Source organism: Roseateles sp., from assembly GCF_047654785.1.
GTDB lineage: Bacteria > Pseudomonadota > Gammaproteobacteria > Burkholderiales > Burkholderiaceae_C > Pelomonas.
The window spans coordinates 562,999-585,078 of sequence record NZ_JASGKQ010000003.1; the positions used below are offsets into that span (position 1 = coordinate 562,999).

Genomic DNA, 22,080 nt, shown 5'->3' on the forward strand with positions numbered 1-22,080 from the left:
GCTTCTCCCGGTCATTTGGCGACGGCCGGCTGGAGCGGCTTGGGCGCGTACAGCGCCGCCTGGAAGTCGGGCACGTACTCGTACTTGACCATCTTCCCCAACTCCAACGATGCGATGAAGCGCGAGAGGCTGCCGTCCGTCAGCGTCAGCTTCACGGCATCCGCGCTGGACGTGCTGGCATGGCGCAACTGGCGGGCGGTGGTGTAGCCGGTTTGCAGTTGCCCCTGGTGGCCCAGGTTGGTGAAGCTGTTCGTCACCAGGCTTTCCTTGCTGGAGGAGACGTCGAGCTTCTGCGCCTCCATCGTCACGTCCAGCTTCCCGGTGTCGCTGTCGAAGATGTCGACGACGACGTGGTTCCCGTCCTCGCGGTAGCCGATGCGCGTCAGCCACTTGGGCAGGTTGTAGCCGACCACGCCGCGCACCCGCGCCAGTTCGGTATCGACGGGCAGCTTGAGCACATAGCCCCAGAAGTCATCGGAGAGGGATTGGCTGAGCAGAGAGAAAGGCCCCCAGTTCGGCGAACCCGGCTTGCTGGTGACGACGGACAGGCCGATCTCGTTGTAGCTGTCGTTGTCGCAGTAGTGGTAGGAATAGGCGGTCAGGGCCACAACGCCCCTGCCTGGCCACACTTGCAGCGGCTGCACCTGCTCCAGCACCTGGGGCGGCATCAGCTCCCGCAGCCGCGCGAGGTCGGCGGTGAAGACGGCCGTCACCCGGCTGTTCCGGTAATAGAAGTTCGGCGAATGGCTTTCGAAGCCGATATCGACCTTTTCCTTGGCGATCCCCTTGAACCAGCCCAGATCCACGTCCGGCGCCTCGGCGGCGATGGCGGACAGCGGAGGGTTGGAGCGGAAGCGGTCGTACAGGCCGCCTTTCACCACGGGTACGTCGTGGCCGCCGATCTGGATGACGGTGGTTTCGCCCGCCTGCGCGAGCGTGGCCGCGGCCAGCAGGCATGCGCCGAGGACGGGGGCCGGGGAGGTACTTTTCATGCTTTGCCTTGCGGAGGGAGTGACATCGCCGCAAAGCATAAGTTTGAAGTTAACTTCAATGTCAATCGCCCGTGCCGACCGGGCGCGACGGCGCCGCGGCGCCTGCGGGCGAGGCCCGGCGATCGCGGTGGGCGGGAGGGCGGCGGCCGGGTGCCGCCAGGCCGTCGGCCTGCTGCCCTGGGGGCGCCCGCGTCAGGCGAAGGTGTTGACGTTGCGCCCCAGGCTGCCCTCGGCGGCCAGCGCGGGCGGCTGCGGCAGCGCGCCCAGCAGCGCGGCGGCGTTGCTGGCCTGGCCGTCCATGGCCTTTCTGAGCACCATCAGGCTGGCCGCGCCGGCCACGCTGCCGGGCTGGGCTTCGGCGGCGTTGCTGGCGGCGGCGGTGAGGCGGGTGGTGTGTGCGATGTCCATGCCGCCATGATGGGCGTTGCCGGCGCGAAGTGAAGTGCGGAAGTCACGCCGCAGGCCAGCGCCGCAGGTCCAGGTCGCGCCAGCCGAGCACGCGGGCGACCCAGTCGCGCAGCGCGGCCGGGTCGCCGCTGGTCTCGACCGCCAGGCCGGGCGCGTCGGCGCCGGGCGTCCACAGCGCCGCCGCGCGGCGGGCCACGGCGGTTTCGATGCGCAGCAGCCGCACGCCGTCGCCCAGCGCGGCCTGCCACAGCGGCGCGATCAGCGGGTAGTGCGTGCAGCCCAGCAGCGCCGTGTCCACGCCGGCGGCGCGCAGCGGCTCGCAGTGCCGTTCGACCAGGGCGCGCAGCGCGGCGCTGTCCAGGTCGCCGGCCTCGATGTGGTTGACGACGCCGGGGCAGGCCTGCACCAGCACCTCGCGGCCGTCCGCATGGCGCGCGATCAGCGCGCGCAGTCGCTCGCTGGCCGCCGTCGCGCGCGTGGCCAGCAGGCCGATGCGGCCGTTGCGCGTCGCGGCGACCGCCGGCTTGATGCCGGGTTCGGTGCCGACGAAGGGCAGGGCCGGCCAGCGCGCGCGCAGCGCCTCGATGGCGTGCGCCGTGGCCGTGTTGCAGGCGACGACGACCAGCGCCGCGCCGCTGGCCACCAGGTGCTCGGTGATGGCGAAGCAGCGGGCGCGGATCTCGTCGGCGCTGCGCCCGCCGTAGGGTGCGTAGGCCGTGTCGGCGAGGTAGCGCAGCCGTGCGCCGGGCAGCAGCGCGCGCAGTTCGCGCAGCACCGTCAGGCCGCCGACGCCGGAGTCGAAGACGCCGATCTCTCGGCGCGGGAAGGGGGCTGTCTGCATGGCCGCGGGCAGTCTAGCTTCGTGATTCGAGAGGCCTCCCCGGCGCGCGGCCGCTGGACGCGATCCGGCGTCTGGCTAGAATCGAACGATCGTGCTTTTTTGAGCCCGGCCTCGCAGGGGCACCCTTAGAATCCCAATTAACGTTTACGTCAATTCGAACTGGAGCTTTCGATGAAGGTCTTGGTCCCTGTCAAACGCGTCGTCGACTACAACGTGAAGGTGCGCGTCAAGAGCGACGGCACGGGCGTCGACATCGCCAACGTGAAGATGTCGATGAACCCCTTCGACGAGATCGCCGTCGAGGAGGCGGTGCGGCTGAAGGAGAAGGGCGCCGTCACCGAGGTGATCGCGGTGTCCTGCGGCCCCGCGCAATGCCAGGAGACGCTGCGCACGGCCATGGCCATCGGCGCCGACCGCGCCATCCTGGTCGAGACGGACGCCGAGCTGCAGCCGCTGGCCGTCGCCAAGCTGCTGAAGGCGCTGGTCGAGAAGGAGGCGCCGCAGCTGGTCATCCTGGGCAAGCAGGCCATCGACGACGATTGCAACCAGACCGGCCAGATGCTGGCCGCGCTGGCCGGCCTGCCGCAGGGCACTTTCGCCTCCAAGGTGGAAGTGGCGGGCGACAAGGTCAACGTCACCCGCGAAGTGGACGGCGGCCTGGAGACCGTGGCGCTGAGCCTGCCGGCCGTCGTGACGACCGACCTGCGCCTGAACGAGCCGCGCTACGTGACGCTGCCCAACATCATGAAGGCCAAGAAGAAGCCGCTGGACACGGTCAAGCCGGCCGACCTGGGCGTGGACGTGGCGCCGCGCATCAAGACGCTGAAGGTCAGCGAGCCGCCCAAGCGCGGCGCGGGCGTGAAGGTGCCCGACGTGGCCACCCTCGTCGCCAAGCTCAAGACCGAAGCCAAGGTCATCTGATCGTTTTGCCGGAGATATTGAGATGACCGCACTCGTCATTGCCGAACACGACAACGCCGCCCTCAAGGGCGCGACCCTGAACACCGTCACCGCCGCCGCCGCGCTGGGCGGCGACGTGCACGTGCTGGTGGCCGGCCACAACGCCGCGGCCGCCGCCGCCGCCGCCGCGCAGGTCGCCGGCGTCGCCAAGGTGCTGCACGCCGACGCGGCCGCGCTGGCCGACGGCCTGGCCGAGAACGTCGCCGCGCAGGTGCTCGCGCTGGCGCCGGGCTACAGCCACATCCTGTTCCCCGCCACCGCCGCCGGCAAGAACGTCGCGCCGCGCGTCGCCGCGCTGCTGGACGTGGCCCAGATCAGCGACATCACCAAGGTCGTCGGCGCCGACACCTTCGAGCGCCCGATCTACGCCGGCAACGCGATCGCCACCGTGCAGAGCGGCGACGCCACCAAGGTCATCACCGTGCGCACGACCGGCTTCGACCCGGCCGCCGCGACGGGCGGCTCAGCCGCCGTGGAGACCGTGGCCGCTGCCACCGACAGCGGCAGGAGCAGCTTCGTCGGCCGCGAGGTGACCAAGAGCGACCGCCCCGAGCTGACCGCCGCCAAGATCATCGTCTCGGGCGGCCGCGCGCTGGGCTCGAACGAGAAGTTCATGGAAGTGCTGACGCCGCTGGCCGACAAGCTGGGCGCCGCGCTGGGCGCCTCGCGCGCCGCCGTGGACGCGGGCTACGCGCCCAACGACTGGCAGGTCGGCCAGACCGGCAAGATCGTCGCGCCGCAGCTCTACATCGCGGCCGGCATCTCGGGCGCCATCCAGCACCTGGCCGGCATGAAGGACTCCAAGGTCATCGTCGCGATCAACAAGGACCCGGAGGCGCCGATCTTCTCGGTGGCCGACTACGGCCTGGAAGCAGACCTGTTCACGGCCGTGCCGGAACTGGTGAACGCGCTCTGACCCCGCACTGACCCCCGCATCGGGCGCCCGACCGGCATCGTCGCGGCGCCCTTTTTTTGCCCAGGAGACTCGCCATGACTTACCGCGCCCCCGTCAAGGACATGCTGTTCAACCTCCAGCACCTGGCCGGGCTGGACACGCTCGTCCAGCAGATCCCCGCCTTCGAGGACTTCGGCCTGGACACCGCCGCCGCCGTGCTGGAGGAGTGCGCCAAGCTGGCCGGGGACGTCATCGCGCCGCTGAACTTCGAGGGCGACAAGAACCCGTCCTCGTGGCGCGACGGCGTCGTCACGACGACGCCCGGCTTCAAGCAGGCCTTCCGCGCCTATGCCGAGGGCGGCTGGCAGGGCCTCGTCCACCCGGTCGAGTTCGGCGGCCAAGGCGCGCCCAAGGCGATCGCCGCGGCGTGCAACGAGATGCTGCAGGCGGCCAACATGAGCTTCGCGCTGTGCCCGCTGCTGACCGACGGCGCCGTCGAGGCGCTGCTGACGGCCGGCAGCGACGCGCAGAAGGCCGCCTTCATCCCGAAACTGCTGGACGGCTCCTGGACCGGCACGATGAACCTCACCGAGCCCCAGGCCGGCTCCGACCTCGCGCTGGTGCGCACCCGCGCCGAGCCGCAGGGCGACGGTACCTACAAGATCTTTGGCACCAAGATCTTCATCACCTACGGCGAGCACGACATGGCGGAGAACATCGTCCACCTGGTGCTGGCCCGCGTGGCCGGTGCGCCGGAGGGCGTGAAGGGCATCAGCCTGTTCCTGGTGCCCAAGTTCCTGGTCAACGCAGACGGCAGCCTGGGCGCCCGCAACGACGCGCACTGCGTGTCCATCGAGCACAAGATGGGCATCAAGGCCAGCCCGACGGCGGTGCTGCAGTTCGGCGACCACGGCGGCGCCATCGGCACGCTGATCGGCGAGGAGAACCGCGGCCTCGAATACATGTTCATCATGATGAACGCGGCCCGCTACGGCGTCGGCCTGCAGGGCGTCGCCATCGCCGACCGCGCCTACCAGAAGGCCGCCGCCTACGCGAAGGACCGCGTGCAGTCCCGCCCGGTGGATGGCTCGGTGGCCGGCCCCGCGGCCATCATCCACCACCCCGACGTGCGCCGCATGCTGATGACGATGCGCGCGCTGACCGAGGGCTGCCGCGCGATGGCGAGCACCGCGGCGGCGGCGTTCGACGCCGCCCACCACCACCCCGACGCCGACGCGCGCAGGCAGAACCAGGCCTTCTACGACTTCATGGTGCCGCTGGTGAAGGGCTACAGCACCGAGATGAGCCTGGAGGTCACCAGCCTGGGCGTGCAGGTGCATGGCGGCATGGGCTTCATCGAGGAGACCGGCGCGGCGCAGTACTACCGCGACGCGAAGATCCTGACCATCTACGAGGGCACGACCGCCATCCAGGCCAACGACCTCGTGGGCCGCAAGACCGCGCGCGACGGCGGCCAGCTGGCGCGCGGCGTCGCCGGCCAGGTCGAGGCCACCGAGGCCGAGCTGGCGCAGCGCGACGGCGCCGCCGCCCGGGCCATGCGGCAGGCGCTGCGCGCGGCGCGCGAGGACTTCCTGGCCGCGGTGGACTTCATCGCCGCCCAGGGCAAGGCCAACCCGAACGCGGCCTATGCCGGCTCGGTGCCCTACCTGATGCTGGCGGGCAACCTGATGGCCGGCTGGCAACTGGCCCGCGCGCTGATGGCCGCGGAAGACGCCTTGGCGACTGACACCGCCTTCATGGCCGCCAAGATCACCACCGCGCGTTTCTACGCCGAACACATCCTGCCCCGCACCGGCGCGCTGCGCGCCGCCATCGTCGACGGCGCCGACAGCGTGACGGCGCTGCCGCTCGACGCCTTCTGAGGAGATCGACATGTCCCTGCCTCCCGTGTTGAAAAACCTGCCGCTGCCCGTCATCGGCTCGCCGCTGTTCATCATCAGCAACCCCAAGCTCGTCATCGCGCAGTGCAAGGCCGGCATCGTCGGCGCCATGCCGGCGCTCAACGCGCGGCCCGCCGAGCAGCTCGACGAGTGGCTGGCCGAGATCACCGAGACGCTGGCCGCCCATGACCGCGCCCACCCGGACCAGCCGGCCGCGCCGTTCGCCATCAACCAGATCGTGCACAAGAGCAACGAGCGCCTGGAGCACGACATGCAGGTGTGCGCCAAGTACAAGGTGCCCATCGTCATCACCTCGCTGGGCGCGCGCGAGGACGTGAACCAGGCCGTGCACGGCTGGGGCGGCATCGTGCTGCACGACATCATCAACAACAAGTTCGCCCGGAAGGCCATCGAGAAGGGCGCCGACGGCCTGATCGCCGTCGCGGCCGGCGCCGGCGGCCATGCGGGCGTGAAGAGCCCGTTCGCGCTGGTGCAGGAAATCCGCGAGTGGTTCGACGGCCCGCTGGCGCTGTCCGGCGCCATGGCCACGGGCGACGCCATCCTGGCCGCGCAGGCCTGCGGCGCCGACCTGGCCTACATCGGCTCGGCCTTCATCGCCACGGAAGAGGCGCGCGCCAGCGACGCCTACAAGCAGATGATCGTCGCCAGCAGCAGCGACGACATCGTCTACAGCAACCTCTTCACCGGCGTGCATGGCAACTACCTGCGCGGCTCCATCGTCGCCGCCGGCCTGGACCCGGACGCGCTGCCCGAGAGCGACCCGAGCGCGATGAACTTCGGCGGCGGCGCGGCCAAGGCCTGGAAGGACATCTGGGGCAGCGGCCAGGGCATCGGCGCGGTCAAGGCCGTGGTGCCGGCGGCCGAGCTGGTGGCGCGCCTGAAGCGCGAGTACGCCGCGGCGCGCGCGCGGCTCGCGCTGTGAGCTGAGGCCCGGTCCGTCCGGGCCGCCATCCATCAGCTCATGCGCGCGCGCCGCGCAGCAGCCGCAGCCCGTTGGCCACCACCAGCAGGCTGGCGCCCATGTCGGCGAACACGGCCATCCACATCGTCGCGCTGCCGAACACCGCCAGCGCGAAGAACACGGCCTTGATGCTCAGCGCCAGCACGATGTTCTGCCACAGCACGGCATGGGTGCGCTGCGACAGCCGGATCGTCTCCGGCACCTTGCGCAGGTCGTCGTCCATGATGAGCACGTCCGCCGTCTCCTTGGCGGTGTCGGTACCGGCGGCGCCCATCGAGAAGCCCACGGCGGCGGCGGCGAGGCCGGGCGAGTCGTTCACGCCGTCGCCCACCATGCCGACGGCGCCGTGGGCGGCCAGCGCCGCGATGGCCCGCTGCTTGTCCTGCGGCAGCAGGTTGGCCTGCACGTCGGCGATGCCCACCTGGTCGCCGATGGCCCGCGCGGTGGACGGGTTGTCGCCGGTCAGCATCACGGGCCTCACGCCCATCGCCTTCAGCGCGGCCACCGCCTCACGGCTGGTGGCCTTGGTGGTGTCGGCCACGGCGAACAGCGCCAGCACCCGGCTGCCGTCGGCCAGCAGCGACACGGTGCGGCCCTGCGCCTCGTGCTGCTGCATCAGCGCCTCCAGCTCGGGCGAGCACTGGCCGCGCTCATGGATCCAGCGGTGGTTGCCCAGCACCGCGTCCCGCCCGTCGACGCGGCCGTACACGCCGCGGCCCGCTTCGGCGCCGAAGTCGTCCACCGGCAGCGGCGGCTCGCCGTCCAGCCCGGCGGCGACGGCCTGCGAGACCGGGTGGTCGGAGCGCGCCGCCAGGCTGCGCGCGATGCGCAGGACGCCTGCTTCATCGCCGGCCAGCACCTGCCGCGCCACGAGCCGGGGCCGGCCTTCCGTCAGCGTGCCGGTCTTGTCCAGCGCCAGCACCCGCAGCCGGCGTGCGTTCTCCAGGTGCGTGCCGCCCTTGATGAGGATGCCGCGCCGCGCGGCCGCGGCCAGGCCGCTGACGACGGTGACCGGCGTGGAGATCACCAGCGCGCAGGGGCAGGCGATGACCAGCAGCACCAGCGCCTTGTACAGGCCGGTGAGCCACGGCCAGCCCAGCAGCAGCGGCATGCCGACGGCGACGGCCAGCGCCAGCACGAAGACGGCGGGCGTGTAGACGGCCGCGAACCGGTCCACGAAGCGCTGCGTGGGCGCGCGCTGGCCCTGCGCGGCCTCGACGGCGTGGATGATGCCGGCCAGCACCGTGTCGCCCGCCGGCCGGGTGACCTCGAACTCCAGCGCGCCGCCCTGGTTGATGGTGCCGGCAAACACCGGGTCGCCCGGCGCCTTGTCCACCGGCATGCTCTCGCCGGTGACGGGGGACTGGTCCACCGCGCCCCGGCCGGCGGTGACGCTGCCGTCCAGCGCGAACCGTTCGCCCGGCTTCACGCGCACGGTGGCGCCCACGGCGACGGCCTTGGCGGCCATGCGCGCCCAGCCGCCGTCCGGCTGGCGCACCTCCGCCTGCTCGGGCGACAGCGCCAGCAGCCCGGCGATGGCGTGGCGCGCGCGCTCCACGGCGCGGGCCTCGATCAGCTCGGCCAGCGAGTACAGCGCCATCACCATCGCCGCCTCGGGCCACTGGCCGATGGCGAAGGCGCCGGTGACGGCGACCGACATCAGCGCATTGATGTTGAGCTGCCCGCGCGCCAGCGACGACAGCCCCTTGCGGAACACCGCCAGGCCCGACAGCGCGATCGCGGCGGCGGCGAGCGCCATGCCGGCGAGCTGCCAGGCCCCGCCGTCGGGCGCGAAGAAGTGCAGCAGCTCGGCGCCGGCGGCCACCGCCAGCGCGGCCACCAGCCGGGCGAGCTCGGCGCGCCGGGCCCGCGCCGTGTCCGCGGCGGCGGGCGGCGCGGACAGCGTCTCGGTCTGGAAGCCGAGCTGCCGGATGGCGGCCGTCACCGCGTCCCACGAGGCGGGCGGCGCGTCCACCGCCAGCAGGCGGGCGGGCAGGTCGAAGTGCAGGCGGCGCAGGCCGGCGAAGCCTTCCAGCGCGCGGCGGATCTGGCCTTCCTCGACCGGGCAGTCCATCGCCGGGATGCGCAGCAGCAGGCCGCCGGCCGGGGCCGGCGCCGCGGCGGCGGGGGCGCCGGGGCCGCCGTGGCAGCACGCGGGCGCGTGGGCGTGGGCGGGGCCGTGCGCATGGCCATGGGCATGGCCGTGGGAAGCGTCGTGGGCGGGGTCGTGAGGGCTCATGGCGTGATTGGAATCCCTGGAGCCGCTCCAGAGTCAAGTGCCTACACTGCCGGGCAGATTCCCTGCCGCCCGCCATGAAAATCGGAGACCTCGCCGCCGCCTCGGCCACCGCCGTGGACACCATCCGCTACTACGAGCGCGAGGGCCTGCTGCCGGCGCCGGGGCGCACGCAGGGCGGGTTCCGCGTCTACCAGCCGGCGCACCTGGAGCGGCTGCAGTTCATCCGCCACTGCCGGGGCCTGGACATGTCGCTGGACGAGGTGCGCGTGCTGCTGCGCGTGAAGGACGCGCCGGGCGGCGACTGCGGCGACGTGAACGCGCTGCTGGACGCGCACATCGGCCATGTGTCGCGGCGCATCCGCGAGCTGCGCGCGCTGGAGAAGCAGCTCGTGCAACTGCGCCGCCGCTGCGCCGAGGCGCAGAGCGCCGACCGCTGCGGCATCCTCGGCGGGCTGGCCGCCGCGGCGCGGGAAGGCGGGCTGCCGGCGCCGGGTTCCCACCGGCGCTCGGTGCACTATTGAAGCCCCTCGTCCAAGGAGTACCCTGCCATAGCCCGCCATGAAGGCCAAGGCCGTCTCGAAGCAGTCGAGCCGGCCCAGGGCCGGGAACTCATCGAGCATTAGCAGCAGCTTGTGGCGGCGCTCGATGCCGTCGCTAGCTAGCCAAGGGCGGCGGCTGTCCATTGCGTGGCACCCCACACTCCGGCGATCACGATGCCGAATATCACGGCGATCTGACCGAACAGCACGTTCGTCCCTTGCGTGACCTGGCCTCCGATTTCTCCTGCGCTGATTCCTCATGGGGAATGCGCGGCATGGTCAGCACCTTCCCGCCAATGGCGATGAGGGGTCGATGGCGTTGTCGTTTGACATTGATGCCTCCGCTGCGCGAGTCCGATTTCGTCGCTGTTTTCGCTAGTGGTTCTCCCCGATACATGGCAACGCCTGCGGGATTGCCATGCCAAAGCCTGCGCTGGATCGAAAGCTACCAGCGCCTGGCCGAACGTGCAGCGCAGTTGCCCGACACGCGGCTGGTGCAGGTGGGAGACCGCGAGAGCGACATCCTGGCGCTGATGCAGCGCGGGCAGGCCCTGGGCTGGCCGGTCGATGTGCTGGTGCGCTCGCAGCACAACCGGGTGCTGGGCGAGGGCAAGCGGCTGTGGGACGAGGTCCAGGCCGAGGCGCTGCTGGGCGAGATCGAATTCACGCTGGGCGCACGCGACGGCCGCCGGCCGCGCGTGGTGCGCCAGGAACTGCGGGCCAAGCGGCTGCGGCTCGATCCAGGCGACGGCGTGGATGGCGCCATCGAGATGAGCTGCCTCATCGCCAGCGAAATCGACGCGCCTGCGGGCGTCAAGCCGGTGTGCTGGCGGCTGCTGACCAACCGCCAGGCCAGCACCCCGGCCCAGGTGATCGAGCTGATCGACTGGTATCGAGCGCGCTGGGAGATCGAGACGTTTTTCCACGTCTTGAAGAACGGCTGCCGGGTCGAGGCGCTGCAGTTGGCCAGCATGGACAAGATCGAACGCGCACTGGCGCTGTTCATGGTGGTGTCCTGGCGCATCGGGCGGTTGATGCGGCTGGGGCGCACCTGCCCGGACCTGCCGGCCACGCTGGTGTTCGACGCCGACGAGATCCATGCGGCCTACGTGCTGACCAACAAGCCATTGCCGGACAAGCCACCCAGCCTCAACGAGGTGGTGCGCCGCGTGGCCATGCTGGGTGGCTTCCTCGCGCGTAAAGGTGATGGCGAGCCGGGCGTCAAAACCTTGTGGATCGGCCTGCAGCGCGTCATGGACTTCGCCTCAGGCATGCGCCTCGTGCGCCACAACCGCCTCGCTACGAGTTGTGTGTAATGCCATGGCCTTGACGGCCTCGGCGCACTGCTCTTCCGTGCCGAAGCGCTCGATGAACTCCGGCACCGACATGCCGTGCTGAAACTGGATCGTGTTGAAGGCCATGGCCTCGGCCCCCACAGTGGATGGCGCCAAGGCTGCGGCCCAGTTGGCTCGTCAGGCGATCCACCTGAGGAGATGACTAATCATGTCAATCTTTGACATTATTTGATATGCTTTCCAGCTTGAACTTCCTGGAGTCTGGCTATGGGAATGAACGTGAACCTCACGCCGCAGCTTGAAGAGATGGTCCGCGCCAAGGTCACCTCGGGCATGTACACCTCTGCCAGCGAAGTCGTCCGGGAGGCACTTCGCCTCATGGGAGAGCAGGACCGCCTCAAAGAGGCCAAGGTCGAAGAACTCAGGCGGGAGGTCAAGAGGGGACTCGAGAGCGGGCCCAGTGAGCCCTGGGATGTGGCGGCGATAAAGAAGAAGGCCCGCGCCAAGGCCGCCGCGTAGATGGCCCGCGTCACACGACGTCCGCAGGCAGAAGCCGATGTCCTGGAGATTTGGGCCTTCATCGCTGAAGACAGCGTTGCAGAAGCTGATCGTTGGGTGGATCGACTGGATGAAAAGTTGGCGCTGTGGGCCACACAGCCCCTGATGGGCAAAGATCGCAAGGAGCTTTGGCCCGGTATCCACAGCTTCGCTTTCGGCAGGTACGTTGTTTTCTATACGCCGCTGCAAGACGGTATTGATCTTGTCCGCGTCATACACAGCGCAATGGACACCGAGAACCGGTTCGTGTTGTAGCGCCCGCTGAGCTTTGTCGTTGGGCCTCAGGGTGCTCCTTGCTGCCCAGGCATGGCTGTTGCGTGATGGGCCACTCACACGGACACCCAAGGCTGCGTGATCCGACGGCGGAGGCCGTTCCCGCCATCAGCCGTCACCCGCCTGGCGCCTCCAGCCACAGCACCGCAAACCACCGGTTCGGGTCCGTCCAGACCTGGCCGGGCTTGAACCCCGCCCGCGCGGCCAGCGCCTGGAAGCCTGCCACCGTGTACTTGTGCGAGTGCTCCGTGTGCAGCGTCTCGCCCTCGTGGAACGGGTAGACCTCGCCGCCCAGCCGCAGCTCCAGCGGCCGGGTCGCGCGCAGGTGCATCTCGATGCGGCGGTAGGCCGGGTTGTAGAAGGCCAGGTGCGCGAAGCCGCCGGCCGGGAACTCGGCGCCCAGCTCCCTGCGCGCCCGCTCCAGCAGGTTCAGGTTGAAGGCCGCCGTCACGCCGGCCGCGTCGTTGTAGGCGGCGTGCAGCAGGCCGGGGTCCTTCACGAGGTCGATGCCGATCAGCAGGCCGCCGCCGCGCAGTTCGCCGGCCGCCAGGCGCAGGAAGGCGTCGGCCTCGGCGGGCGTGAAGTTGCCGATGCTGGAGCCGGGGAAGAAGCCGACGCGGCGCGCGCCCGGCGCGCAGGGCGGCAGCGTGTGTGGCCGCGTGAAGTCGGCCACCAGCGGCTGCAGGGCCAGGTCCGGGTAGTCGCCGGCCAGCGCGTCGCAGGCGGCCAGCAGGTGCGGGCCGGAGATGTCCACCGGCACGAACTGCACGCCGTCGCATGGCAGCGCGTCCAGCAGCAGGCGCACCTTGCGCAGCGCGCCGGCACCGTACTCCACCAGCTGCACGCGGCCGCCGAACCGGGCCGCCATGCCGGCCGCGTGGGCCCGCAGCAGCGCCAGCTCGGTGCGCGTGGGGTAGTACTCGGGCAGCTCGCAGATGCGCTCGAACAGCCGCGACCCGGCCTCGTCGTAGAAGTACTTGGGCGAGATGGCCTTGGGCGAGCGGCCGAGCGCCGCATGCAGGTCGGCCGCGAACGGGCCCGGGCCGGCGCCGGTGTCGATGTTCATCGCGCGAGCCTCAGGCCGCTGAACTGCCAGCGCGCGGACGGCGGGAAGAAATTGCGGTAGGTCGGCCGCGCATGGCCGGGCGGCGTGGCGAGGCTGCCGCCGCGCAGCACCTGCTGGCCGACCATGAACTTGCCGTTGTATTCGCCGACCGCCCCCGCCGCAGGCCGGAAGCCGGGGTAGGGCGCGTGGCTGGAGCGCGTCCACTGCCAGGCCTGGCCGGTGGCCTGCGCGAAGCCGGGCAGCGCGCTGGCGGCCTCCCACTCGAACTCGGTGGGCAGCCGCGCGCCGGCCCATTCGGCGAAGGCGCAGGCCTCGTAGAAGCTGAGCTGCATGACGGGCGCGCCGGGGTCCGGCGGCTGCGCGCCGTGCAGGCCGAACACGCGGCCGTCCTCCAGCCAGTAGGCCGGCCGCTGCCAGCCCTGCGCCTGCACGGCGGCCCAGCCGTCGGACAGCCACAGCAGCGGCTCGCGGTAGCCGCCGGCGGCGATGAAGTCGGCGTAGTCGCCGCAGGTGACGAGGCGGTTGCCGATCTCGAACGGCGCCAGCAGCACCGGGTGGCGCGGGCCCTCGTTGTCGAACGCGAAGCCATCGCCGCCGTGGCCGATGTCGACGATGCCGCCCGGGTGCTTCAGCCAGGCGGGTTCGGAGGCTTCGGCCGGGGCGGGCGCCGCGCTGTCGTAGGCCGGCAGCAGCGGGTTGCACGAGAAGGCGTGCAGGATGTCGGTGAGCAGCAGCTCCTGGTGCTGCTGCTCGTGGTGGCAGCCCAGCTCGACGAGGGCCAGCGCCTCGGCCGGCGCGTGCGGCGGCAGGCCGGCCAGCGCGGCGTCGACATGCGCGCGGTAGGCCTTGACCTCGTCCAGCGACGGCCGGCTCAGCAGGCCGCGCTGCGGGCGCGCGTGGCGCGGGCCCAGGCTTTCGTAGTAGGAGTTGAAGAGCCGCGGCCAGCGCCCGTCGAACACGCGGTAGCCGCGCAGATGCGGCCGCAGCACCAGCGTCTCGAAGAACCAGGTGGTGTGCGCCAGATGCCATTTCGCGGGGCTGGCGTCGGGCATGGACTGCAGCTGGGCGTCCTCGGCCGACAAGGGCGCCGCCAGGGCCAGCGTGTGGGCGCGGGTGGCGCGGAGCAGGTCGGTCGGCATGGCGGCACCGTGTCTCGGTCGGGTGCCAACGGTATGTCAGCGGGGGTGCGGCCGCTGTAGGACGGTGCCGCCGCCGCGGCGGCGGGCCGTCAGCGCGTCAGCGCCCGCGCGCCGCGAGCGCGGCGACGACCCAGGCGGGCAGCAGGCCGGCGGCGATGCCGGAGGCGTCGGCCAGCAGGTCCAGCATGCTGGCCTCGCGCGGCGGCAGGAAGCCCTGCGCGACCTCGATGCCGGCGCCATAGGCCAGCAGCGCCAGCACCAGCCAGCCCCACTGCCGCGGCCGCGGCCACAGCGCCCGGGCGGCGGTGAAGGCCAGCGCCGCGAAGGCCAGCGTGTGGTTGGCCTTGTCCCAGCCGGTGTCGAGGGTTTTGGGCGGCGCGGGCGACAGGGCCAGCCAGGTGATGGCGATGACGAGCGCGGCGAGCAGCGCTCGCCACAGCGGGCGGTGCCTGGGGGCGGTGAGCAGGTTCAGCAGGGCGGGTGGCATGGCGGGCGGCATTGTGGCCCGCCTTGTCACGGTCGGGACAAAGCCGCGCGCGGGGCGCTGCCTAGAATCGAACGGTCGTTCTATTCTGGGCCGTCCCGCTGGAGACGCGGCAGGCCCATCAACCGAGGTCGTGCCCATGACAGCCCATTACGAAGTTCGCGGCCCCGTTGCCGTGATCACGCTCGACAACCCGCCCGTCAACGGGCTGGGTCTCGCCACCCGCACCGCCTGCGCCGCGGGCGTGGAGCGCGCCGAAGCCGATCCGGCCATCGCGGCCATCGTCATCACCGGCGCCGGCAAGGCGTTTTCCGGCGGTGCGGACATCAAGGAATTCGGCAGCCCGAAGGCGCTGGCCGAGCCCAACCTGCTGAGCCTGATCGGCGTCGTCGAGAACAGCAGCAAGCCCGTCGTCGCGGCGATCCACAGCGTCTGCATGGGCGGCGGCCTGGAGCTGGCGCTGGGCTGCCACTACCGCGTCGCGCAGAGCGGCACCAAGGTCGCGCTGCCCGAGGTGAAGCTGGGCCTGCTGCCCGGCGCCGGCGGCACGCAGCGCCTGCCGCGCGCGCTGGGCGTGGAGCCCGCGCTGAACATGATCGTCAGTGGCGAGCCGGTGGAGGCGCAGATGCTGGCCCTGGTCCCGGGCCAGAAGCTGTTCGACAAGGTCGTCGATGCCGACGTGCTGGACGCGGCGGTCAAGTTCGCTGAAGAGATTTCCGAGAAGCGCCCGCTGCCGAAGGTGCGCGACCTGAAGGCCCGCCACCCGAACGCCGAGGCTTACTTCCAGTTCGCCCGCAACATGGTGGGCGGCATGAGCAAGAACTACCCGGCGCCGCTGCGCTGCCTGGAGGCCGTGGCCGGCGCGGTGAACCTGAAGTTCGACGACGGCATGCGCGCCGAGCGCGAGGGCTTCGCCGCGCTGATGCAGACGCCGGAATCCAAGGCGCTGCGCCACCTGTTCTTCGCCGAGCGCGTGGCCAGCAAGATCGCCGACGTGCCCGAAGGCACGCCGCTGCGCGACATCAAGAAGGTGGGCGTCATCGGCGCCGGCACGATGGGCGGCGGCATCTCGATGAACTTCCTGAACGCGGGCATCCCGGTCACCATCCTGGAGACCAAGCAGGAAGCGCTGGACCGCGGCGTCGCGACGATCAGGAAGAACTACGAGGCTCAGGTCAAGAAGGGAAAGCTCAAGGAAGACAAGTACGCCCAGCGCATGGCGCTGCTGGGCACCACGCTGAGCTATGACGAGCTGAAGGACTGCGACCTCATCATCGAGGCGGTGTTCGAGGAAATCGGCGTCAAGGAATCGGTGTTCAAGCAGCTGGACGCCGTCGCCAAGCCCGGCGCCATCCTGGCCTCCAACACCTCGACGCTGGACGTGGACAAGATCGCCTCGTTCACGAAGCGCCCGCAGGACGTGGTGGGCATGCACTTCTTCAGCCCGGCCAACGTGATGAAGCTGCTGGAAGTGGTGCGCGGCAAGGCCACCGCGAAGGACGTGCTGGCCACCGTGATGGCGCTGGCCAAGAAGATCAAGAAGACGGCGGTGGTGTCCGGCGTCTGCGACGGCTTCATCGGCAACCGCATGATCGAGCAGTACAGCCGCCAGGCCGGCTTCCTGCTCGACGAGGGCTGCTCGCCGCAGCAGGTGGACAGGGCGGTCGAGAAGTTCGGCTTCGCGATGGGCCCGTTCCGCATGGGCGACCTGGCCGGCAACGACATCGGCTGGGCCATCCGCAAGCGCCGCGCCGTCGAGCGCGCCAGCATGAAGTACTCGGCCAGCGCCGACCGCCTGTGCGAGCTGGGCCGCTTTGGCCAGAAGACCGGCGCCGGCTGGTACGACTACCAGCCCGGCAAGCGCGACGCGATCCCGTCGCCGGTCGTCGACGAGCTGCTGAAGAAGCACCGCGAGGCCATCGGCGCGAAGACGCGCGAGATCAGCGACGAGGAGATCGTCCACCGCCTGGTGTTCGCGCTCGTCAACGAGGCCGCGCACCTGCTGGAGGAGGGCATCGCCCAGCGCGCGTCCGACGTGGACATGGTCTACCTGACCGGCTACGGCTTCCCCGTCTTCCGCGGCGGCCCGATGTGCTACGCCGACACCGTGGGCCTCTTCAACGTCGTGCAGGCGATGAAGCGCTTTGCCAAGAACCCGATGGACGACGCGGCGTTCTGGACGCCGGCGCCGCTGCTGGCCCGCCTGGTCGCCGAAGGCAAGTCCTTCACCTGATCGAATCTCAAAACTTTGCGTGCCAGACCGATCGAGCGAAGCGAGCAGCTCTGGCACCAACTGATTAGGACTGAAATGAGCAACGCACTGATCGTCTCCACCGCCCGCACCCCGCTGACCAAGAGCTGGAAGGGCGCGTTCAACATGACCCACGGCGCGACGCTGGGCGGCCATGCCGTCAAGGCCGCCGTCGAGCGCGCCGGCATCGACGCCGGCGCCATCGAGGACGTGCTGATGGGCTGCGCCTTCCCCGAGGGCGCGACCGGCAGCAACATCGCCCGCCAGGTCGCGCTCAAGGCCGGCCTGCCGGTCACGGTGAGCGGCGTCACCATCAACCGCTTCTGCTCCAGCGGCCTGCAGACCATCGCGATGGCCGCGCAGCGCATCATCGCGGGTGAGGGTGACGTGTTCGTGGCCGGCGGCGTCGAGAGCATCTCCTGCGTGCAGCAGGAGATGAACAAGCACATGCTGGCCGACCCCTCGCTGCTCAAGCTCAAGCCCGAGATCTACTGGAGCATGCTGCAGACCGCCGAGAACGTGGCCAAGCGCTACAACATCTCGCGCGAGCGCATGGACCAGTACGGCGCCGCCAGCCAGCAGAAGGCCTGCGCCGCGCAGGCGGCCGGCAAGTTCGCCGACGAGATGGTCTCCGTCACCACCACCATGGGCGTGGCCGACAAGGTCATGGGCCTGATGACCAAGGAAGTGACCGTCAGCGCCGACGAGGGCCTGCGCGAGGGCACGACCTTCGAAGGCATCAAGGACCTGCGCACCGCGCTGCCCGGCGGCGTCGTCAGCGCCGGCAATGCCAGCCAGTTCAGCGACGGCGCCGGCGCCTGCGCGCTGGTCAGCGAGCAGTACGCGAGCACGCACAACCTCAAGCCGATCGGCCGCTTCCTCGGCTTCGCGGTGGCGGGCTGCGAGCCCGACGAGATGGGCATCGGCCCGGTGTTCGCGGTGCCCAAGGTGCTGAAGAAGCTGGGCCTGACGGTGGCCGACATCGACCTGTGGGAGCTCAACGAGGCCTTCGCCGTGCAGGTGCTGTACTGCGCCGACACGCTGGGCATCCCGATGGACCGCCTGAACGTCAACGGCGGCGCGATCGCCGTGGGCCACCCCTACGGCGTGTCGGGCCAGCGGCTGACCGGCCACGCGCTGATCGAGGGCAAGCGCCGCGGCGCCAAGCGCGTCTGCGTGACGATGTGCATCGGCGGCGGCATGGGCGCGGCCGGCATCTTCGAAGTCATCTAGCCCACCCCTACCGGCTTCGCCGGGCCCCTCGAGAGGGGCCGGAGCCGCGCAGCCCGGCAACGCCGGTGCTGCGGGCTCCGCTGGAGGTATCGGCAGGGCGTGGCCCTGCCTCTGTGAAGAGGAGGGCGCATGCGCGAGACCCTGGATTTCCTGCTGTTCGACTGGCTGAAGGCCGGCGAGCTGACCGCGCGCGAGCGCTTCGCCGAGCACTCGGCCGAAACCTTCGCCGCGGTGCTCGACACCTGCGAGCGCATCGCCCGCGACAAGTTCGCGCCGTTCAACCGCCTGGCCGACACGCAGGAGCCGCATTTCGACGGCGAGCGCGTCCATCTGCCGCAGGCCACGCACGACGCGACCCGGGCCTATGCCGAGTCCGGCATGCTGGCTGCCGCGCAGGACTACGAGGTCGGCGGCATGCAACTGCCCTGCGTCATCGAGATGGCCGGCAACGCCTTCTTCAGCAAGGCCAGCGTGGCCATGGGCGGCTACGCGATGCTGACCTCCGGCAACGCCAGCCTGCTGATGGCCCACGGCACGCCGCTGCAGCGCGAGGTGTTCGCCCGCAACGAGTTCGCGGGCCGCTGGTTCGGCACCATGTGCCTGAGCGAGCCGCAGGCGGGCTCGTCGCTGTCCGACGTGGCCACCCGCGCGGAGCTGGAGGACGAGGCCGATCCGCTCGGCCCGCGCTACCGGCTGACGGGCCACAAGATGTGGATCTCCGCCGGCGAGCACGAGATCACCGAGAACATCGTCCACCTGGTGCTGGCCAAGGTGCCGGGGCCGGACGGCAAGCCCATCCCCGGTACCAAGGGCATCTCGCTGTTCATCGTCCCCAAGTGGCTGGTGGACGAACAGGCCGCGCTGACCGGCGAGCGCAACGACGTGTCGCTGGCCGGCCTGAACCACAAGCTGGGCTACCGCGGCACCACCAACTGCCTGCTGAACTTCGGCGAGGGCCGCTTCACGCCGGGAGGCCGCGCCGGTGCCATCGGCTACCTCGTCGGCCGGCCCGGCGACGGCCTGCGCTGCATGTTCCACATGATGAACGAGGCGCGCATCGGCGTCGGCCTGGGCGCGGTGATGCTGGGCTATGCCGGCTACGAGGCGTCGCTGGACTACGCGAAGCAGCGGCCGCAGGGCCGGCCGATGACCCGCGCCGGCAAGGACGCGGCCAGCCCGCAGCGGCCCATCATCGAGCACGCCGACGTGCGCCGCATGCTGCTGGCGCAGAAGAGCTACGTCGAAGGCGGCCTGGCGCTGGCGCTGTACTGCGCCCGGCTGGTCGACGAGCTGCACACCGGCCCTGACGCCGCCGCCGCCGAGGCGCAGGCCGTGCTGGACGTGCTCATCCCGATCGCCAAGAGCTGGCCCAGCGAGTGGTGCCTGGAGGCCAACTCGCTGGCCATCCAGGTGCTGGGCGGCTACGGCTACACGCGCGACTTCCCGGTCGAGCAGTACTGGCGCGACAACCGCCTGAACATGATCCACGAGGGCACGCACGGCATCCAGGCGCTGGACCTGCTGGGCCGCAAGGTGGTGCAGCGCGGCGGCGCCTCGCTGGCCGCGCTGGCGGCGCGCGTGCAGGCCACCCTGGAGCGCGCAATGCAGACCGACTGGGCCCCCGAAGCCAACCGGCTGGCCGCCGCGCTCGCGCAGGTCGGCGGCGCGACGAAGCAGGCCTGGAGCACCGGCCAGCCCGAGGACGCGCTGGCCAACGCCACGCCCTACCTGCAGGCCTTCGGCCACACCGTGCTGGCCTGGCTGTGGCTGGACGTGGCGATGGCGGCGGCCGGCGACGGCGATTTCGCCCAGGGCAAGCGCGCCGCGGCCCGCTATTTCTTCGCCTACGAGCTGCCCAAGGTCGGCGCCTGGCTGGACGTCGTGGCCCGCCGCGAACCGCTGTGCCGCGACCTCAAGGCCGAATATTTCTAAGGAGACCGTGATGAGCACCAAAGTCCAAGACCTCTTCGACCTGACCGGCCAGGTCGCCCTCGTCACCGGCGGCTCGCGCGGCCTGGGCCTGCAGATCGCCGAGGCGCTCGGCGAGGCCGGCGCCAAGATCATGCTGACCTCGCGCAAGGCCGCCGACCTGGAGGAGGCCGCGGCCCACCTGCAGGCGCGCGGCATCGACGCGCGCTGGATCGCGGCCGATGCGTCCCGGGAGGCGGAGGCGCAGCGCGTCGTCGCCGAGACGATGGAGCGCCTGGGCCAGATCGACATCCTCGTCAACAACGCCGGCGCCACCTGGGGCGCACCCGCCGAGGCGCATCCCCTCGACGCCTGGGACAAGGTCATGGACTTGAACATCCGCAGCCTGTTCGTGTTCGCGCAGGCGGTGGCCCAGGCCAGCATGATCCCGCGCAAGTCGGGCCGCATCATCAACGTCGCCTCCATCGCCGGCCTGTCGGGCAACTCGGGCGCGATGAAGACCATCGCCTACAACACCAGCAAGGGCGCCGCCGTGAACTTCACGCGCGCGCTGGCCGGCGAGTGGGGCGCCTACGGCATCACCGTCAACGCGCTGGCGCCGGGCTTCTTCCCGAGCAAGATGACCAAGGGCCTGCTGGCCACGCTGGGCGAGGACAAGATGGCCGCCCACGCGCCGCTGAACCGCCTCGGCGACGACGAGGACCTGAAGGGCGCCGCGCTGCTGTTCGCGTCCCGCGCCGGCAAGCACATCACCGGGCAGATCCTGGCGGTGGACGGCGGCGTCAGCGCCGTCCATTGACCCCCGCGCGCCGCTGCGACCGGAGCCACGGCCTTGATCCCCTTTCCCGTCCACATCCCCTTCGTCGAGCAACTCGGCCTCACGCTGCATGCGGTGGGCGACGGCGAGGCCGAGCTGCGGCTGACCGTCGCCGAGCCGCACCTGAACTCCTGGCGCGTCGCGCATGGCGGCGTCGTGATGACGCTGCTGGACGTGGCCATGGCCCATGCCGCGCGCAGCGTGAACCGCCACCTGCCGGACCTCGGGCCGGGCGTCGTCACCGTCGAGATGAAGACCAGCTTCATGCGCCCCGGCGAGGGCGAACTGCGCGCCGTGGGCCGGCTGCTGCACCGCTCGACGACGCTGGCCTTCTGCGAGGGCTCGGTGTTCGGCGCCGACGACAAGCTCTGCGCCCACGCCACCGGCACCTTCAAATACCTGCGCGCGCTGCCGGCTGGCCGGGCGCTGAAGCCGCTGGGCGGCGAGGGCGATTGAATTAGACTGCACAGAATCCTGTCCACTCCGCAGCCGAGGCCGCCATGGGAATTTCAGTCGCCGACGTGGTGCCCTTCACCCAGGCCCGCGCCAACCTCTCCGAACTGGCCGACCAGGCCAAGGCCGGCGCCGAGAAGATCATCACGAAGAACGGCGAAAGCTATGTCGCGCTGATCGACGCCGACCGGCTGGACTACTACCACCGGCTGGAGCGCGAGCGCATCCATCTGCTGCTGATCGACGACGCCGCGCGCGGCCTGGCCGACATCGCGGCCGGCCGCAGCGTCGAGGCCGACGAGGCCCTGCGGCAGCGCCAGCAGCGCCGCGCGGCCCGTGGCTGAGCCGCCGCGCTACCGGGTCGAGCTGACGGCGAGTTTCCTGGAGCGCCTCGACGCCATCGAGGCCTTCCTGCTGGCCGCCGATGCCGGTTCCGCCTTCGACGACCTGCTGGCCGAACTGCGCGCCGTCGTCATCCCCAATCTGCGGCGCTTTCCGCGCATCGGCCGGCGCTACCTGGCCCGGCCACCCCAGTCCGCCGAGGCGCTGGCGCAGCTGGCCGCGCTGCCGCCCGGCGCGCCGGACGCGCTGCGCGAATACCTCCACGGCGACTACCTGATGCTCTACACGGTGCTCGACGCGTCCGCGCCGGCCGAGCCCACCGTCGACCTGCTGTCCATCCGCCACCACCGCCAGCTGTCCTTCGATTTCGCCCGGCTGTGGCCGGGGTTTTGAAACGACGTTCCGAATCAAAGGCACAATGGTGCCAGCGCCGTGCCCCGGCCACCTCGGGGCGCGCGGTTGGCCAGGCCGGCACGGACCCTG

At 70.9% G+C, this 22,080-nt stretch carries 22 protein-coding genes and 2 pseudogenes; 15 read left to right on the plus strand and 9 right to left on the minus strand.

All coding sequences use genetic code 11. From position 1 onward, the window contains the following. Positions 1 to 11: 11 nt before the first annotated feature. The 3 genes from QM788_RS11705 to murI all read right to left on the minus strand — a co-directional run bounded on the left by QM788_RS11705 (position 12) and on the right by murI (position 2,241). Complete coding sequence (locus tag QM788_RS11705; RefSeq protein ID WP_415661655.1) at positions 12 to 992, minus strand: acetoacetate decarboxylase (ADC); 981 nt, start codon at positions 990 to 992, stop codon at positions 12 to 14. 192 nt (positions 993 to 1,184) lie between these two features. Beyond that, complete coding sequence (locus tag QM788_RS11710; protein WP_415661656.1) at positions 1,185 to 1,400, minus strand: putative motility protein; 216 nt, start codon at positions 1,398 to 1,400, stop codon at positions 1,185 to 1,187. Positions 1,401 to 1,443: 43 nt separating this feature from the next. Further along, positions 1,444 to 2,241 carry a glutamate racemase gene (murI, locus tag QM788_RS11715; protein ID WP_415661657.1) on the minus strand — a complete coding sequence of 266 codons (798 nt, stop codon included), beginning with the start codon at positions 2,239 to 2,241 and terminating at the stop codon, positions 1,444 to 1,446. A gap of 171 nt (positions 2,242 to 2,412) precedes the next feature. Here murI and QM788_RS11720 point away from each other — a divergent pair, with 171 nt between their 5' ends. From QM788_RS11720 to QM788_RS11735, 4 genes are all read left to right on the plus strand, one after another. After that, positions 2,413 to 3,162 carry an electron transfer flavoprotein subunit beta/FixA family protein gene (locus QM788_RS11720; protein ID WP_415661658.1) on the plus strand — a complete coding sequence of 250 codons (750 nt, stop codon included), beginning with the start codon at positions 2,413 to 2,415 and terminating at the stop codon, positions 3,160 to 3,162. Positions 3,163 to 3,184: 22 nt separating this feature from the next. Continuing rightward, positions 3,185 to 4,117 (plus strand): electron transfer flavoprotein subunit alpha/FixB family protein, encoded by a 933-nt coding sequence (locus QM788_RS11725; protein WP_415661659.1) that lies wholly within the window; start codon positions 3,185 to 3,187, stop codon positions 4,115 to 4,117. 74 nt (positions 4,118 to 4,191) lie between these two features. Then, positions 4,192 to 5,979, plus strand: coding sequence for an acyl-CoA dehydrogenase (locus tag QM788_RS11730; protein WP_415661660.1), 1,788 nt, complete (start codon positions 4,192 to 4,194; stop codon positions 5,977 to 5,979). 10 nt (positions 5,980 to 5,989) lie between these two features. Beyond that, on the plus strand, positions 5,990 to 6,940 hold the full coding sequence (locus QM788_RS11735; RefSeq protein WP_415661661.1) for an NAD(P)H-dependent flavin oxidoreductase: 951 nt from the start codon (positions 5,990 to 5,992) through the stop codon (positions 6,938 to 6,940). Between the two features lie 37 nt (positions 6,941 to 6,977). On the opposite strand, the gene QM788_RS11740 is transcribed toward QM788_RS11735, so the two are convergent. Beyond that, positions 6,978 to 9,218, minus strand: coding sequence for a heavy metal translocating P-type ATPase (locus tag QM788_RS11740; RefSeq protein ID WP_415661662.1), 2,241 nt, complete (start codon positions 9,216 to 9,218; stop codon positions 6,978 to 6,980). 74 nt (positions 9,219 to 9,292) lie between these two features. Here QM788_RS11740 and cadR point away from each other — a divergent pair, with 74 nt between their 5' ends. Beyond that, positions 9,293 to 9,739: a Cd(II)/Pb(II)-responsive transcriptional regulator gene (gene cadR / locus QM788_RS11745; RefSeq protein ID WP_415661663.1), complete on the plus strand. Its 447-nt coding sequence runs from the start codon at positions 9,293 to 9,295 to the stop codon at positions 9,737 to 9,739. 24 nt (positions 9,740 to 9,763) lie between these two features. On the opposite strand, the pseudogene QM788_RS11750 reads toward cadR, so the two are convergent. Next, positions 9,764 to 9,874, minus strand: a pseudogene (locus tag QM788_RS11750) (type IV secretory system conjugative DNA transfer family protein); the annotation flags it as partial. A gap of 305 nt (positions 9,875 to 10,179) precedes the next feature. Here QM788_RS11750 and QM788_RS11755 point away from each other — a divergent pair. After that, positions 10,180 to 11,073 (plus strand): annotated as a pseudogene (locus QM788_RS11755) (IS4 family transposase); the annotation flags it as partial. Here QM788_RS11755 and QM788_RS11760 read toward each other — a convergent pair. Next, the gene (locus QM788_RS11760; protein WP_415661664.1) at positions 11,023 to 11,178 is read right to left on the minus strand and encodes a hypothetical protein; all 156 of its coding nucleotides are present in this window, start codon (positions 11,176 to 11,178) and stop codon (positions 11,023 to 11,025) included. The pseudogene QM788_RS11755 and the gene QM788_RS11760 overlap by 51 nt on opposite strands. Positions 11,179 to 11,325: 147 nt before the next feature. On the opposite strand from QM788_RS11760, the gene QM788_RS11765 reads away from it, so the two are divergent. Further along, positions 11,326 to 11,571, plus strand: coding sequence for a type II toxin-antitoxin system ParD family antitoxin (locus tag QM788_RS11765; RefSeq protein ID WP_415661665.1), 246 nt, complete (start codon positions 11,326 to 11,328; stop codon positions 11,569 to 11,571). Beyond that, positions 11,572 to 11,865 (plus strand): type II toxin-antitoxin system RelE/ParE family toxin, encoded by a 294-nt coding sequence (locus QM788_RS11770; protein ID WP_415661666.1) that lies wholly within the window; start codon positions 11,572 to 11,574, stop codon positions 11,863 to 11,865. A gap of 133 nt (positions 11,866 to 11,998) precedes the next feature. On the opposite strand, the gene egtD is transcribed toward QM788_RS11770, so the two are convergent. From egtD to QM788_RS11785, 3 genes are all read right to left on the minus strand, one after another. Then, entirely contained in the window at positions 11,999 to 12,949 is a 951-nt protein-coding gene (gene egtD / locus QM788_RS11775) for an L-histidine N(alpha)-methyltransferase (RefSeq protein WP_415661667.1), read from the minus strand. Further along, positions 12,946 to 14,088, minus strand: a complete 1,143-nt coding sequence (egtB, locus tag QM788_RS11780) for an ergothioneine biosynthesis protein EgtB (RefSeq protein ID WP_415661668.1) — start codon at positions 14,086 to 14,088, stop codon at positions 12,946 to 12,948. Before egtB ends, egtD begins: the two co-directional genes overlap by 4 nt. Before the next feature lie 97 nt (positions 14,089 to 14,185). Further along, a complete protein-coding gene (locus QM788_RS11785; RefSeq protein WP_415661669.1) occupies positions 14,186 to 14,575 on the minus strand; it encodes a VanZ family protein in 390 nt (129 codons plus the stop codon). Between the two features lie 136 nt (positions 14,576 to 14,711). Here QM788_RS11785 and QM788_RS11790 point away from each other — a divergent pair, with 136 nt between their 5' ends. The 7 genes from QM788_RS11790 to QM788_RS11820 all read left to right on the plus strand — a co-directional run bounded on the left by QM788_RS11790 (position 14,712) and on the right by QM788_RS11820 (position 21,990). Further along, entirely contained in the window at positions 14,712 to 16,805 is a 2,094-nt protein-coding gene (locus QM788_RS11790) for a 3-hydroxyacyl-CoA dehydrogenase NAD-binding domain-containing protein (protein WP_415661670.1), read from the plus strand. Between the two features lie 75 nt (positions 16,806 to 16,880). Further along, positions 16,881 to 18,056 carry an acetyl-CoA C-acyltransferase gene (locus QM788_RS11795; protein ID WP_415661671.1) on the plus strand — a complete coding sequence of 392 codons (1,176 nt, stop codon included), beginning with the start codon at positions 16,881 to 16,883 and terminating at the stop codon, positions 18,054 to 18,056. A gap of 129 nt (positions 18,057 to 18,185) precedes the next feature. Next, positions 18,186 to 19,988: an acyl-CoA dehydrogenase gene (locus QM788_RS11800; protein ID WP_415661672.1), complete on the plus strand. Its 1,803-nt coding sequence runs from the start codon at positions 18,186 to 18,188 to the stop codon at positions 19,986 to 19,988. 10 nt (positions 19,989 to 19,998) lie between these two features. After that, the gene (locus tag QM788_RS11805) at positions 19,999 to 20,784 is read left to right on the plus strand and encodes an SDR family oxidoreductase (RefSeq protein WP_415661673.1); all 786 of its coding nucleotides are present in this window, start codon (positions 19,999 to 20,001) and stop codon (positions 20,782 to 20,784) included. A gap of 36 nt (positions 20,785 to 20,820) precedes the next feature. Continuing rightward, a complete protein-coding gene (locus QM788_RS11810) occupies positions 20,821 to 21,258 on the plus strand; it encodes a PaaI family thioesterase (RefSeq protein WP_415662981.1) in 438 nt (145 codons plus the stop codon). Positions 21,259 to 21,302: 44 nt separating this feature from the next. After that, complete coding sequence (locus tag QM788_RS11815; protein WP_415661674.1) at positions 21,303 to 21,599, plus strand: type II toxin-antitoxin system Phd/YefM family antitoxin; 297 nt, start codon at positions 21,303 to 21,305, stop codon at positions 21,597 to 21,599. Then, entirely contained in the window at positions 21,592 to 21,990 is a 399-nt protein-coding gene (locus QM788_RS11820; RefSeq protein WP_415661675.1) for a type II toxin-antitoxin system RelE/ParE family toxin, read from the plus strand. The genes QM788_RS11815 and QM788_RS11820 overlap by 8 nt, the downstream gene beginning before the upstream one ends. The last annotated feature ends 90 nt before the right edge of the window (positions 21,991 to 22,080 follow it).